Here is a 13,536-nt window from a genome sequence, read left to right as displayed (position 1 = left end):
GTAGATCGTCCTGGCCGTCACTCCCAGGGCACGGGCGATGCTGTTGGCGCTCTCCCCTTGGGCACTCCACAGCACGATAGTAGCGCGCAGGGCCTCGCCCCGGCGGCCATCGCGCACTGCTCGTTGGAGCTCACGCCTCTCGGATGGAGTCAGTTCGATGCGGTCGAAGTTGCAGCGTTGTCGCTGCTCTTGCTACCCACCTCAGAGGGAGGCAGTCATGCTACCCCCTGAACGGAATTACCTTCCCTGGCTTAGCAGAATCGCGCCCTTACCTCGCAATCGCCCGAAATGATTCGGGGTCGTTATCCCGCCGCGTCCCGTGTCGTCCCGTCCTGTCCCATCCCATTCCGCACGCTCCTGCGACATACGTGCAGCATGGCGGCGCCCGTCGCCGTGGACCGCGGTGCTGGTGCGTGCTCATTTCCGGGCGCCCCTCCTGGCGGAGCAAGGCCACCAAGCGCGACAGGTGGAGGACAAGGCGGTGCCGGGGGATTGGGAAGGTGACCTGCTGGCTGGAGCGACCAACAGCCACATCGCCACACTGGTCGAGCGGCACACACGCTTCACGATGCTCGTGAAGATGGCGGGCAAGGACAGCGCTAACCTTTATCTAAGGCAGGATAATGAACAGGGAAACTCTCAGAAGTCATTGCCAACAACTAGCGCTAAATAGGTTGCTTGAGCGTCGCGCTCCAGCGGATCATGTGACTAATACCTTCCCAGGTCCAGTCGATGATGTTCTCAGGTTTCAGGCAGGAAGGGACTTTTCCCCGTGCTTCACGACTGAGCCACACACCAAAAGCAGGAATTCCCAGTTCCAGGCCGGTCTCAACCTCCCAAATAGCTCCCTCGGAGGCATAAGTCTGAGCGCCTACCAATAGAATTACAACTTTTGAGCGCAGGATGCGAAGCCGCATTTGACTTTTCCATCGTTCGCTAAAAGGCTCATGGGCCGAATGGTCAGCAATGTCCCAGGGGGTGTTAGGGTTTCGCGATTGCCCCACAAACAAATCGCGCATCCGACTGTCCTCGAAGGCAAAGCTGATAAAGGTCGGAATCTTCCCCTCAGGAAGCTCAGCTATACCCGGCGTTTTGCTATGCTTTGCCTCATGAACTGCATATGTAGCGCCAGCCCCCAATAGGCCTCCTACAAGAAGCCCAAAAGGACCGAATGTTACGAGCCCTAGTGCGGCTCCGCCTACTGTTCCAATCGCAGCATTTAGTCCCGCATCTTTCACCGGGCTCTCAAAAAGGGGCGATGGTTCCTCTGAGGCCAACACAAAGGACCTAAGGAAAGTGTGGCAACTGGCGCAGTGCCAGCGGTACTCATTATCAAGATACCGATTTTCACGACTAAGCGGTTGCCCATTATTCGTACAGCCTGGATGCAGACACGTGAATCCAACAGAAGACGGAAGCCGGGGGACAGCACGACTCATTGATTTCCTCGATTCCACAAACAGCAACCGCACGGCTTACTTCTTGACGCCATGCGTCCAAAGTATGGAGCCAACCAAGCCTCCATGCGCATCGCTCTCATGATTCTGGAATTAGCTCACCCTGACTTGCCGAGCTGTTCTGTGTGCCCTAAATCGGGCCTGCCGAGATTATTTCTTAGTTTTCAACGCCTTACGTATTTCGCGCGCAAGCCCTTTATAGGTCCAAGGAATGACTGGGCAACCCCTAAGAATGGAGGGCACGCGGCCTCTCGGATCTCTGTTGATGTGGACACCAATGACAGGCACATTTTCCTCTAGTGCCGCATTGATCTCCCAGAGAGCACCCTCGGCCCGATATGTGTCGCTACCGATCATCACGACCACCACATCTGATTCTCGGATGATCTCCCTTGTCTGAGTCTTCCATGCATTACTGAATGGCTCGTGAAGGGAATAATCCTCGAATTTGAAAGGGGTGCGTTCATTCTTTGCCTGCATGACTAAGTAGTTTCGGTACACGGCATCTTCGACCGCGAAGCTAATGAAGGCTTTGGGGTGCTTGTCGCGAAATACCCACCAGAGAAACCCACCAAGAAGGGCTGCACCCAGAACTGGATTCATGTTCTGAACCTTTTCACTGGAACGTACACTCACCTGAGTTCCTAACAAAAGTAAGGACTGGCGCACCTTCCAGGGGACTTTTGTCAGAAGCTCTTACAGCCGTATTTCTATAAGTATCTGATCACTTTAGAGAATGGGTTGAGGTGGACGACGGGGCGGCCAGACTCGCGTGCGTAAGCTACGATGTCCGCAGTGCCACCACGGCCTACGGCCGACTGGCCATCCCAAATTGCGACGAGCAGGTCGGACCGCTCAACGACCTGACGGCCAGCGGCGAGAAATGCCGCCTCAGTGGGACCAGGATGGGCGAGTTGAACGATCTCGCTCTCTGAAAGGAGTTCGCGGTAGGCGGTCAGATCGTCTGGCTCGTCAAAGCAGCGCTCGTATTCCTTGAGTGGAATGAGCGCCACATGACGACCACCCCTGGACAACACCGTCCGCGCAAAGAGCTGATCGGCTCCAGCCGCGAGCGCGCTGAAGCCAATCAGTGGAGCTGGTTGTTCTGCCAACACAAGGTCGAGCGCTTCCGCTGCCCAGGTCCAATCGAGTCCCAACCGATGCTGGTGCCCTGTGGCGCCAATTTTCATATTTTCCCTGCCTTTGCCGCGCGCCAGTAAAACTGGCCGAGCGGCGTCAACCGGCAGGAACGTTTCTCCATCGCTGCGTAATACATGTGGTCGGTGCCAACAGGAACCAGCAACCGCGCAGCCCGGAACTGCTGGAGTCGCGAGAAAATTGCCTCATGATCTCCATGCTCTGGCTCGGCTGAAGGCTCGTATGACGGATCAAGCGGGTGCACGTAGTCCGGAGTAGGAAAGTACTCCGTGAGCATACGCAACTTTTCGTCGCTTACCGCTGAGTCGGCACGCCGGATCGGAGTCAGCTTCGTCAGGTTGGCGTGCAGCAGCGGTTGCTGGTTCCAGCCTGTGAGTACTTCATTGAGGTAGGCGTAAATGCCACCCGTCGTTACGAAGCCGCGCACGTCGGCGGCGCCGCCTTCGAGCGCATCGCAGACGTGACGAGTGAACAAGCCGCGCTCACCGCACTCCCGCGAGTCTTCATCCGGGCCACAGCCGGCAAGGATCGCAACGCCCTTTTGGAGCGGGACAGGCCCCTGTGTTGCGACGAGATCGTCGATCGCACCTGCATGGCAGCAATCGAGGATGATCAGCCGTTCACGTGCGGGCGATTGGTTGGCCAGCGCGATGAGCTTGTCCATCGACAGCCCTTCGTCAGAGGGTTTGCAGTCTTGGGTGACGAGGTGACCGCCAAAGCTCTTGTGCAAGGAGCCATGGCCGGCGAAGTAGAAAACAGCCATGTCAACATTGGCCTTATTGAACACCTCTTCGGCCAGATCACGCAGGGAAGCCCTCGTGATCTGCTGTTCGCTCGACAGCATCATCCGGCACTGGAAGTTTGGGGTACCATCGGCGTTGCGGCTCAGCAACTTCGCTATCGCGCGTGCATCGTTGACGCAACCATAGAGATGCGATCCAAGTGGGTAGTCGTCGATGCCAACAAGAAGAGCAAGCCGCACCATCTTCACCTCACAACCGATCCAGGAAGTCCTTGATATTGTCCCAGGTCCAGATATTTACGCGCTTGCCACTGATCGGAGCGGGAAGAGACGGGCGGCTATCATTGCCATAAATGAGGAGCACGGGGATGTTCTCCTCATAAGCGCACTTCAGTTCCCAGAGCTGGCCGTCAGCCTTGGGCGTGTTACTCGTAATGATGCCAATCACGCCGTCGCAGCCCTTAATTCGGATCCGGCAGTTGGTCTTCCACTTTTCGTCCCACGGTTCTTTCACCGACATGTCGACGAACTCGAAGGACGAGCGTTCGTTGCGCGCCTGGCCGATAAGCATGGTGCGCAGGTTGATGTCTTCGATTGCAAAGCTCGTAAAGATTCGTTTCGGCATGGAATGACCTCCAGTCATGGTTGAAGTTCAGCAGCGAAGGTTCAGCAAATTTCCGCACTAAAGGCTCCGCGCCGCCCTCGCGTGGGCCTCGGCCTGCCTCGCGCTCAGGCCGGGCACCTTATGGTGCTGCTTGTAGACGCCCCTGCCCCCTGTCTCGCGCAGCCCACCTGCAGGCCAAGCGCGAGGAGAAGGAATGTGCGTAGGCGAAGGGATTGAGCCAGGGTACGAACGCGGTGCATGGGCGGACTCCTGCGGGTTTGCTCGCAGACCGTCCTTAGCAACCCGTATGCCAAGGCGAATTCCTGTAGATTCAGGCTGGGGACCGCGGAAAGTGGGCCATGCGAGACAAGACCCTGAGGGACATCTCCACACTCAACCGAGGCAGGAAGAGCGGGGACGCGCGAGTTCCAGGCCCGGTCCCAGCGCTGACCGTTGTCTCCCACCCCGTGCCAGAGCGCGTAGGGGACCGGCTGCTGCTGGCACCGTTGGCGGTGGGACGGGAGGTGCTCGTCTCGCGCAACGCGCCGGACTTCACGCCCCCCGGTGACGGAATAGGGCTGGCCCTGTCCGACCCCGGCTTGAGCCGCAAGCCCCTGCTCTTCGCCCCCGGCAAAGAGCCGGGAGCCGTGTTGCTGGACCCCGGTGAGAGCCGCCAGGTGGCGGTCCCGGGCGCGGCCCCACATGGCCCCTGGGAGTTTTCCCCCGAGCAGGTGGTCGCCGGCGTACCGCTGGAGTTGGGCGAGCGGGTGGTGCTGCTGCTGCACTTGGCGAGCACCTCGGCGAGCGCGGCGGATGCCTTGGGCATGGTGGGTATCAGCTTGGGGCTCCAGCAGGTGCGCTCTCACATCGAGCAGGTGGCGGACCTGGATGTGCCCGTGCTCGTTCGCGGGGAGACGGGCTCGGGCAAGGAGCTGATTGCGCAGGCCCTCCACCGGCTCAGTCGCAGGCGGAGCAAGGCCTTCATGAGCGTGAACCTGGGAGCGCTCACCAAGGAGCTGGCTGCCTCGGAGCTGTTCGGAGCGGGGCGGGGGGCTTACACCGGGGCCGTAAAGAAGGAGGGCTACTTCCAGGCGGCCCACGGCGGCACGCTCTTCCTGGACGAGGTGGGCGAGGCCCCCCTCGAGGTCCAGGCCATGCTGCTGCGGGTGCTGGAGACGCGGCAGGTGTTCCCGGTGGGCGAGCACGTTCCCGTGAAGGTGGACGTTCGCTTGGTGGCCGCGACGGACGCTCAGTTGGAGAAGCAGATCCTAGAGGGGCGCTTCAAGGAGCCGCTGCTGCACCGGCTGGCGGGCTACGAGATCCGGGTGCCACCACTGCGTGAGCGCCGGGAGGACATTGGGCTGCTGTTCCTCCACTTCGTGCGGGAGGAGCTAAAATCCATTGACGAGGGGTACCGGCTGAAGCCTGGGAAGGCGGACGACGAGCCGTGGCTGCCGACCTCCGTGGCCTTGCAGTTGCTGCGCTACCAGTGGCCGGGCAACATCCGAGAGCTGCGCAACATGGCGCGGCAGATCGTCATCGACAGCCGGGGGCAGCCCACGCTGCGGCTTGACCTGCGGCTGGCGCAGAAGCTGGCTGGGACCGCGCCGGTGCCTGCGAGCCCACCCCATCCCTCCACCACCCCGGCGCCTTCGGCGGCGGCGGGCGCTTCCCGCCGCAAGCTCTCGGAGCATACCGACGAGGAGATCTTCGGAGCGCTCGCAGCGAACGGCTGGGAGATCAAGAAGGCGGCGGGGCAGCTCGGCGTCGCCCGGTCCTCACTCTATGGCTGGCTGGAGCGCAACCCTCACGTGCGCGCCGCCAATCGCTTGAGCGAGGAGGACCTGGCCCGCCACTATCGCGACTGCAAGGGCGACCTGGATGCCATGTCCCAGCGCTTGAAGACTTCCCGGTGGGCGGTCGTGCGCCGTCTCAAGGAGCTGGGGCTGCTCCAGAGCGAGGAGTCCTGAGCCGGACCGGACCGTGGCGCGGACATGTCGGCGCGTGCCGGCGGACATGTCGGCGCGTGCCGGCGGACATGTCGGCGCATGCCGGCAGACATGTCGGGCCGTAATCGCGGACGGTTCTGGCTCCTCCAGTTCCCGGAAGAGAGTGAATGCAACCTCCGAGGAGAGGCTCCACACGGTTCACTCAGCAGGTTTAGGGGGATGGAGCCTGGCACGCCTGTTGTAATCAGAGGCATGGATTGTCACTGAACAGGAGCGTTGGCCATGGCCGTGCATGACATCAAGATCAAGCAGAGCGCTTTCGAGCCCTCCACCCTCATCGCCCGACCCGGAGACAGGGTCCGGTTCCAGTTGGCCGGACGGCCGGATGAGGCCGAGGTGAGTGTCGCGGGGGCGGTGTTCGAGGATGAAAACCTGTTCGTGGTGGGCCCTGACGGCAAGGAGAAGACCATCCGCAGTACCATCAGCCCCAGGTCCTACAGGCTCGGCACCAAGGTGAGCAAAGCCTTCGGTGCCGAGGGAGCGCCCGCCGACGAGCAGTCGGGAACGGTGAACGGGACGATCACTGTCATTCCCTGACAAGTTGGCGGGCGCGCCTGTGCAGAGGCTCCCACTCGTTCTTGAGGTTGGGATTGGACCCGAGGGCTTGGGTGAAATCCTCCAGCGCCTGACGTTTCCACAGGAACGTATCCACGGAGGCGGGGGGGGCCGTCTCTGCCCGCAGCAGGAGCAGGGCGGCGTGCAGGACGCGCGCATCGGGCCAGTCCTGGCGGGTGCTCAAGATGGCCTCGGCCTGCTCAAGACCCTGCTTCAATTGCGGCGCACCATCTGCTCCGTGCTCCTTGAGCCATGTGGCCCATTCCAGATAGAAGCGCACCAGGGCAAGTCGATGGTAGTGAGACACGGGAGCCAGCGCGATGGCCTTGTGGAAGTTCTGCTCCGCTTGCTCGAAGGCACTGCTCAGGTCCTGCCCCCGCCGCGCGCCCCTGCGTGCCTCGATCGCCTGTGTCTCCCCGAGGTACTGCCAGGCCTCTGCATGGCTGGAGTCTCGCTCGGTGGCTGTGAGCAGCGCCTTCCTGGCCTGGGTGAGGTTCAAGCTTGGGTCGCGTCCGTGTTCCAACTCAACAGTGGCCAGGAGCAGGTGGGCTCTGCCCAGGTTGCGCCAGGGGGGCGCTTGATTGAACTCATTAATGGCTTGCAGGGCCGCCTTGACGGCCGCATGCAGGCTTCGCTCTGGGGACTCCCCGCGCGCACGTTGGTACACGGCCCGCTGGAGAAGCACCTCACTGATATTGTGGTAGGCAAAGCCTTGATTGGGGGCCAGGGACACGGCCTTCTCATAGGCGGCCTGGGCTCGATCGAGGAGGGAGACGGGATCGCCGCCGCGGGTCCAGGTCTCCCGGGCCTGCTCAAGGAGTACCGTGCCCACGCCATTGTGAAGCTGCGGAAGCGCGGAGTTGATGGCCAACCCTCGCTTGTAGAGATCCAGTGCCCGGTCTAGCTCCGGCCGGACATCGTCGCCGCGGGCCCGGCTCCGTTGGACGATCTGCATCTGGACCTCGGCCGCGGAGAAATAGGGGACGACATGCTGAGGATTGAGCGCCCGGGCTTTATCGAGCGCGGCCATGGCTCGCGACAGATCTCCATCGGGATCCGGGGCGGACGCGTCCAGGGCCCGCGCCACATAGATATTTGCCAAGTTGGTCCAAGCCGCCAGCTGACGCTCATCGAGCCGGACGGCCTCGATGAAGGCGCTGATGGCCTTCTCCCGATCAGGCCGAGGATCGCCGTGGGACTGCTGGTCGTAAGTGGACCGGAGCTCGAAGACGATGCCGAGCAGGACGTGGAACTCGGCGCCGCGGTGCTTCGCGGGCGTGCGTTCCAGCGCCTCGAAGGCCAAGCGGATCTGCTCGCTCGGATCCTCGCTATGCTGCAGGCGGCTCTGCCCCCAGAGATAGAAGGAGCGCCCCAGCTCCAGGGGGATCATGGGCTCGTCGGGTGCGAGCTCCACGGCGGCTCGCGCGGCCGAGATGGCCTGCTGGAGAGGTTCCTCCGCGTTGGCCCCCTTGCTCATCAGTCGCGCCTCCGCGAGGCGGCGGTACAGGCGGGCCTCGAGCAGCCGTGCCTCGAAGCTCTCGGGCGAGGCCTGGAGCGCGAGGGTCACGGCCTTCATGCCCTGCTGGAAGGGAGGCTGAATGTCTCCCTGGCCGTACAGCTCCATGACCAGTGCGGTGTACTCAAGCTCGGCCAGCGCTTGGTACACCTCGGGCACGCTCTCGCCGGTCGAGGCAGCGGCGGCATAGTCGCGGCGGCCCGCCTCGAAGTCAGCTCTCGCACCCTCGCGATCTCCCTGGTTCCAACGCCGCGCGGCGCGGGTGCGGAGGATGTCTCCGCGCAGCAGGGGCGCCTCGTAGAACCAGGGCAGGCGCTGGCCCGTCACGTCCAGCAAGCCCAGCGCCTCATCGAAGCGGTCCTCGTAGAAGGCGATGAGGGCGGCCACGTACTCGGGGGAAGGCACGTCGGGGCCCTGGCACTGGCGAAGGTAGGCCAGCGCGGGATCGCGGTACTCGCGCTGGAGGTCCTGCTTGCGCGCCTCACGCTGCGCGGAGACGGTCAGGCGCTCGGCCTCCACGAGCTGCTCCTGGTACAGCTGGCCCAGCACCAGCGCCAGTGCCCAGGCGACGCGAGGTTCATGAAAGCCGCTCTGCCAGGCGGCCTCCAGGTGCTCGCGGGCCCCGCGCTTGTCGCCAAGCGCGAGGCAGCCACGCCCCAGCGCGTAGTTGCCCGGACCGACCGCCAGCGCTCCCGCTTCGCGGATCTCCGCCTCGAGTTCGGCCATGTGCGCGCGGATCTGCTCGCGGTCAGCGCGCGTGTCATGCAGGTTGGCGAGCCCCGAGTAGCGGGCCAGGGCCTCGATGTGCTCGACCTTGCGGGTGAAGCTGCTGGCCAGCTGCACCAGCCGGGAGGACTGGGAGCGGGTATAGGCAGCCCAGCCCAGCGCGAGGGAGACGGTAAGCAGGGCCCCGGCGGCCACGGTGACCACCAAGCGGTGCTTGCGGGCCTTCTTTCGCACCCAGTCCCAGGGGCTGGAGGGGCGCGCCCGCACGGGCTCACCCGAGAGGAACCGCTCCAGGTCCTCAATGAGGGCGCGCGCCGAGTCGTAGCGGCCCGAGCGGTCCTTCTCGAGGCACTTGAGGACGATGGCCTCCAGGTCCCTGGGGATGTCGGGGTTAATGGAGCGGGGCGGGCTCGGCTCCACGGTGGGGATGTTGCTGAGCACCTCCAGTCCGTTGGCGCCCGGGATGGGGGGCTGCCCTGTCAGCAGGGCATAGAGCGTGGCGCCGAGACTGTAAACGTCGGCTCGCCGATCGAGTTGGGCCACTTCGCCCCGGGCCTGCTCAGGGGACATATACTGGGGTGTGCCGCTGCCCGAACCGAGAGAGCCCTTCTCTCCCCAGTTATGCGCCAGGCCGAAGTCCACGACATAGGGCTTGAGGCGCTTGTCCTCGGTGCACTCCACCAGGATGTTGGAGGGCTTGAGGTCACGGTGGATGATGCCCGCGCGGTGGGCGGCATGGACGCCTTCGGCGGCCTCCCGGAGCACCAGCGCCTTCTGCTCTACGGTGAGCGTGCCGGACAACTGCCCCAGCGGTACGCCATTGACGAACTGCATGGCGATGTAGGGGCGGCCTTCCACCTCGCCCACCTCGTGCACCTTGCAGACGCGCTCGTGCTCCACGCAGGCCTGGGCGCGAGCCTCGGAGAGCAGGCGGCGCACGAGCTCGGTGTCATCGCCCTTGACGAACTTGAGGGCGACGTTGCGGTGCAGGCGCAAGTCATAGGCGAGGAACACCTGGCCCATGCCGCCCTGCCCCAGAAAGCGCACGCACCGGTAGCGGTCCCAATGCGGAATGGGGAAGGCCGGAGCGGCCGGTTGGGGCTTGCCAGTACCCAGGGTCGCGGCGTCCACCGCGCTTTGGCGCTTCGCGACCAGCGTCTGCTCGGAGATAATGCCGCGTGCCACAAGCAGCTCCAGCGGGCTGCCCCTCTGGCGGTGGAGCTCCTCACGCAAGCCCTCCACCTCCTCGGGGGTGATGAAGCCCTCGGCCACGGCCAGTTGCAGTTCGGCCTCGTGCGCTTCGTGTACCAAGGCTGCTCCGAGAGGCTTCATTGGCGAGCTGAGAGACGACGTATGGGATTGAAGCTTCCGTGCCACTATACCGTGCCAGGAGCAATCCAAATGTCTCAACCCTTGCCCAGAGTGAAAAACACAAAGACACAGGGGGTGGTATGAATGCCAAGGAACGGCTCGTCGCGCAACTGCGAAACACACTGGGTGATGTGAAACAGCTTGAGGCGCAGTTCCAGGGTGGGGGAGCCCGCGTACTGCTTCAGCGCCTTGAGCGGGAACGGGCAGTGGTGATTCCCCCCCTGCGCCAGCCCGCCGCCCCGTGGGAGAAACCAGCCCCGAGGCCCGAGGAGCAGCTCCTGCAGGCCGGCACACGGGGCCTGCGGAAGCTCGAGCAGGAAGGAGACGCGGCCAACCTATCCGACGTGGAGTTGCTGGGGTTGGAGGCCGTGGTGCTTCTCGTCGTGCGGCCCGCACTCTTCGTGACCGGTGGGGACTTCGTCTCGCCGCCAGCGCCCTGGGGCGCGCTGCTGGATCAGCAGCGTGCGAGCATCCGCCGCATCGCCCCGAGCGTTGGCCGCATCGAGGTATCCTTCGGTTTTGGGGAGTCCCAGATGATCGGCACGGGGTTCCTAGTGGCCCCAGACGTGGTGATGACCAACCGGCATGTCGTGAAGAACTTCAGCGAGCTGGACCAGGGCACCTGGCGCTTCATGGGGGGCATGACCCCTGCCATCGACTACCGGGCCGAGCGGGGAAGCACCGCTCGGGCGAGCTTCCAGTTGGTGGAGATCCTTGCCGTTCACGACTCGCTCGACCTCGCGCTGGTGCGGGTGTCGAGCGAGGCAACGCATGGCCACCCTGCTCCCGGGCCGCTGTCCCTCACCTCCATGCCTTCCGAGTCCCTCGTGGGCCGCAACGTCTACGTCATCGGGTACCCGGCCTCGGACAACCAGGGGCTGACTCCACCGCAGGTGCTCCGGGACATCTTCGGCAGCGTGTACCAAGTGAAGCGGCTCCAACCAGGCAAGGTGCTGGAGGTGGAAGCCGGGCAGCCGATCTTCACCCATGACTGCTCGACCCTGGGTGGGAACTCCGGCTCCTGCGTCGTCGATCTGGAGACCGGGCGCGTCATCGGTCTGCACTTCCGGGGCCACTACCGGCATGCCAACTACGCGGTGGCCCTGTGGCAGCTTGCCGACGATCCCATGCTGAAGAGCGCTGGGGTGCGGTTCGATTAACGCCCGCCTTGCGGGGAGTTGCTGTGACCAGGATCGCCCTCGGCTGTTGTCACAGTGGAGCCCTGGGGCAGTTGTCGGCCGTGAGCAACGATGTGGCGATGCTCAAGGAGGGCGTCTCAGTGTTGAGCGCCAGCCGAGCCTCCGATGTCTCCAGCGAGGTGAACGGAGGGGACTGTTCACCTCGCTCGTCTATGACGCCCTGAACGAGGATGCCTTCATAGTCGCGGGCAAGCGCATCGTTGAGACTTCCGAGGTAATGCTGGCGGTGTGGAATGGCCTGCCAACCAATGGCAAAGGAGGAATAGCAGACGTAGTGCGTTACGCCCTGGGCCGGGGCGCCCCGGTTTTTCACATCAACCCGGTCGATCGGGCCGTGACTCGTCGCTGAATTCCTCAATCCGAGCCAGAGGCGCCCAGAAGACTCTGGGCGAAAAAGAAAACCCCGTGGCGCCTGAGCGGTGCCACGGGGCCCATTGCTGCATGGAGGCGGCGGCAGTCGAACCCGCCGCTCAAGCCGGGACTTGAAGCGACGCCTCCTTCTGTAAATGTGGGAGCGCCGCTTCAATGAGCTGCTGACACGCCGTCGACGCCGTGACGGCCGCGTCGTGCGTTTGCTCCAGCGGCCCCATCGCGGGATGGAGGGTGACGTGGATCTCCCCGCCTCGAAGCACCACGTTGCTGTGCCGGGGCATGATGTCGAACGCACCTGAGATCGTCACCGGCAACACGCGCACTCCCGCACGCGAGGCGATGTGGAAGGCGCTGTTGTGGAACGGGCGCACCTTCCCGTCCACGCTGCGCGTTCCCTCCGGGAAGAACACCGTGGACCAGCGCCGCGCCACTCCCTGCTGGGCCTGCTGAAGCCCGGGGAGCGAGGCGCGGATGCTGCGCGGATCCACCGAGATGTGCCCGAACAACCGCATCCCCCAGCCAATCAGCGGGATGCGGAACGCGCCGCGCCGGGCCACCATCCGCACCGGCGTGAGCGGCTGGAGCGCCGCCACCATCACCATCGCGTCGAGCAGGCTCTGATGGTTGGCGACGATGATGTAGCGCTCGTCCCGGGACACGTGCTCCGCCCCTCGCACCACCAGCCGGGCCCCCACCAGCGCGAGGATGCCCCGCGCCCAGAGGATGGAGCACACGTCATGCACCCGCTGCCGCCTGTCCACCGGCAGCGCCAGCAGCGCCAGCGGGATGAACACCACCAGCGACAGCATGGACCAGCTCACGGCCAGCGCCGTCCTCAGGAGCTGGACGGGGCGGGAGGGAGAGCGCTCGGACATGGAGCGCTTCTACCCTTCGAGGAACTGGCGGCTCCAGTGGCGAAGCGAGGGAATGGAGCGATCTCCCGCCGAGAGCAGAGGCTTGGGCCGGTAGAGCTTGTTCTCCCAAATGGGGATGTCCTCCTCCACCTGGCGGATGATCTCCGCCACCAGCGCCTTGCTGACATTGCTCGCCGTCCCCGGCTGCGAGGACGCGCGGACGAAGAAGGTGTGCCGCAGCGTGAGGTGCTCGGGCCCCACCGGGGTGGCCGCGGAGATGGACGTGACGTCCGCGATGCCCGTGAATCGGATGGCCCAGTACCCCAGCCCGTGGGCCTCGGACAGGATGCGCCCCTGCACCGGGCCTCTCGGCGTGGGCTGAACGACCTTCGCGTCCACTCGGAATATCGGGCCCTCGGAGGACACCTCCACCTCGGGCTGGGACAGCATGCCGTGGACGTGCTGGAAGTGGGTCGGATCCGCGATGTTCTCGGCGATCTCCTGCGGGTGGGTGCGGATGCGCCACTCCTTCGTGAGGAGGCGCACCCAGCCCTCGGTGTTCGCCTCGGGGAGCGCCGGCACTCGCCACGCCGGCTGTGCGCCATCCAGCGCGTGGTAGACGAGGATGAGGCCGTCCAGCTCGTGCACCGCCCACGCGCCCAGCGCCGCGCCCGGAGGGATCTTCCCCGCGTGCGGAATCTCCACGCAGGTGCCCTGGCCATTGAAGCGCCAGCCATGGAAAGGGCACTGGAGCAGCCCCTGCTGAACCCGGCCGCCATGGCCCAGGTGCGCCCCCAGGTGCGGGCAGTACGCATCCAGCACGTGCGCCACTCCGTCCTCCGTCCGGAAGAGCACCAGCTCCTTGCCGAAGCAGGACAGCGGTTTGACTCCGCCCACGGGCAGCTCCTCGGTCCAGGCGACCTGGAACCAGCCCCGCGGATAGGAAGTGAAGGGGAAGCGAGCGTCCATGGCG

Annotated in this window: 12 protein-coding genes and 1 pseudogene; 4 read left to right on the top strand and 9 right to left on the bottom strand. The window is 64.3% G+C overall.

What is annotated here, in order from left to right; genetic code table 11:
* A partial coding sequence (locus ACJ8AT_RS39295) for a helix-turn-helix domain-containing protein (RefSeq protein ID WP_407743129.1) occupies positions 1-117 on the bottom strand: 117 nt, incomplete at its 3' end.
* A 349-nt stretch (positions 118-466) separates the two neighbouring features.
* Between ACJ8AT_RS39295 and ACJ8AT_RS39290 the strand changes: the two are divergent.
* Positions 467-598, top strand: a pseudogene (locus ACJ8AT_RS39290) (IS30 family transposase); the annotation flags it as partial.
* A 67-nt stretch (positions 599-665) separates the two neighbouring features.
* Here the strand turns inward: ACJ8AT_RS39290 and ACJ8AT_RS39285 are convergent.
* From ACJ8AT_RS39285 to ACJ8AT_RS39265, 5 genes are all read right to left on the bottom strand, one after another.
* Positions 666-1,238: a TIR domain-containing protein gene (locus tag ACJ8AT_RS39285; RefSeq protein ID WP_407743126.1), complete on the bottom strand. Its 573-nt coding sequence runs from the start codon at positions 1,236-1,238 to the stop codon at positions 666-668.
* 369 nt (positions 1,239-1,607) lie between these two features.
* On the bottom strand, positions 1,608-2,060 hold the full coding sequence (locus tag ACJ8AT_RS39280; RefSeq protein WP_407743125.1) for a TIR domain-containing protein: 453 nt from the start codon (positions 2,058-2,060) through the stop codon (positions 1,608-1,610).
* Positions 2,061-2,167: 107 nt separating this feature from the next.
* Positions 2,168-2,647, bottom strand: coding sequence for a hypothetical protein (locus tag ACJ8AT_RS39275; RefSeq protein WP_407743124.1), 480 nt, complete (start codon positions 2,645-2,647; stop codon positions 2,168-2,170).
* Entirely contained in the window at positions 2,644-3,600 is a 957-nt protein-coding gene (locus tag ACJ8AT_RS39270; protein WP_407743128.1) for a caspase domain-containing protein, read from the bottom strand. Before ACJ8AT_RS39270 ends, ACJ8AT_RS39275 begins: the two co-directional genes overlap by 4 nt.
* A 7-nt stretch (positions 3,601-3,607) precedes the next feature.
* Positions 3,608-3,982 carry a hypothetical protein gene (locus tag ACJ8AT_RS39265; RefSeq protein WP_407743123.1) on the bottom strand — a complete coding sequence of 125 codons (375 nt, stop codon included), beginning with the start codon at positions 3,980-3,982 and terminating at the stop codon, positions 3,608-3,610.
* Between the two features lie 338 nt (positions 3,983-4,320).
* Between ACJ8AT_RS39265 and ACJ8AT_RS39260 the strand changes: the two genes are divergently transcribed.
* Positions 4,321-5,931, top strand: a complete 1,611-nt coding sequence (locus ACJ8AT_RS39260) for a sigma 54-interacting transcriptional regulator (protein WP_407743122.1) — start codon at positions 4,321-4,323, stop codon at positions 5,929-5,931.
* Positions 5,932-6,192: 261 nt separating this feature from the next.
* Complete coding sequence (locus ACJ8AT_RS39255) at positions 6,193-6,507, top strand: hypothetical protein (RefSeq protein WP_407743121.1); 315 nt, start codon at positions 6,193-6,195, stop codon at positions 6,505-6,507.
* Here ACJ8AT_RS39255 and ACJ8AT_RS39250 read toward each other — a convergent pair.
* Positions 6,497-10,078: a protein kinase domain-containing protein gene (locus tag ACJ8AT_RS39250; RefSeq protein WP_407743120.1), complete on the bottom strand. Its 3,582-nt coding sequence runs from the start codon at positions 10,076-10,078 to the stop codon at positions 6,497-6,499. The genes ACJ8AT_RS39255 and ACJ8AT_RS39250 overlap by 11 nt on opposite strands.
* A 266-nt stretch (positions 10,079-10,344) precedes the next feature.
* Between ACJ8AT_RS39250 and ACJ8AT_RS39245 the strand changes: the two genes are divergently transcribed.
* On the top strand, positions 10,345-11,298 hold the full coding sequence (locus tag ACJ8AT_RS39245; protein ID WP_407743119.1) for a trypsin-like serine peptidase: 954 nt from the start codon (positions 10,345-10,347) through the stop codon (positions 11,296-11,298).
* A 509-nt stretch (positions 11,299-11,807) separates the two neighbouring features.
* Here ACJ8AT_RS39245 and ACJ8AT_RS39240 read toward each other — a convergent pair.
* Positions 11,808-12,584 (bottom strand): lysophospholipid acyltransferase family protein, encoded by a 777-nt coding sequence (locus tag ACJ8AT_RS39240; protein WP_407743118.1) that lies wholly within the window; start codon positions 12,582-12,584, stop codon positions 11,808-11,810.
* 9 nt (positions 12,585-12,593) lie between these two features.
* A complete protein-coding gene (locus ACJ8AT_RS39235; RefSeq protein WP_407743117.1) occupies positions 12,594-13,532 on the bottom strand; it encodes a Rieske 2Fe-2S domain-containing protein in 939 nt (312 codons plus the stop codon).
* Between the last annotated feature and the right edge of the window lie 4 nt (positions 13,533-13,536).

The organism is Hyalangium sp. (assembly GCF_045802625.1).
GTDB lineage: Bacteria > Myxococcota > Myxococcia > Myxococcales > Myxococcaceae > Hyalangium.
Note: the sequence above shows the minus strand (reverse complement) of the source record. Positions and strands in the feature narration are given on the sequence as shown.

Bases quoted from the DNA above. Each gene is read 5' to 3' on its own strand.
- ACJ8AT_RS39240 (WP_407743118.1), bottom strand. From the start codon at position 12,584: ATGTCCGAGCGCTCTCCCTCCCGCCCCGTCCAGCTCCTGAGGACGGCG.
- ACJ8AT_RS39260 (WP_407743122.1), top strand. From the start codon at position 4,321: ATGCGAGACAAGACCCTGAGGGACATCTCCACACTCAACCGAGGCAGG.
- ACJ8AT_RS39275 (WP_407743124.1), bottom strand. From the start codon at position 2,647: ATGAAAATTGGCGCCACAGGGCACCAGCATCGGTTGGGACTCGATTGG.
- ACJ8AT_RS39265 (WP_407743123.1), bottom strand. From the start codon at position 3,982: ATGCCGAAACGAATCTTTACGAGCTTTGCAATCGAAGACATCAACCTG.
- ACJ8AT_RS39270 (WP_407743128.1), bottom strand. From the start codon at position 3,600: ATGGTGCGGCTTGCTCTTCTTGTTGGCATCGACGACTACCCACTTGGA.
- ACJ8AT_RS39280 (WP_407743125.1), bottom strand. From the start codon at position 2,060: ATGAATCCAGTTCTGGGTGCAGCCCTTCTTGGTGGGTTTCTCTGGTGG.
- ACJ8AT_RS39235 (WP_407743117.1), bottom strand. From the start codon at position 13,532: ATGGACGCTCGCTTCCCCTTCACTTCCTATCCGCGGGGCTGGTTCCAG.
- ACJ8AT_RS39255 (WP_407743121.1), top strand. From the start codon at position 6,193: ATGGCCGTGCATGACATCAAGATCAAGCAGAGCGCTTTCGAGCCCTCC.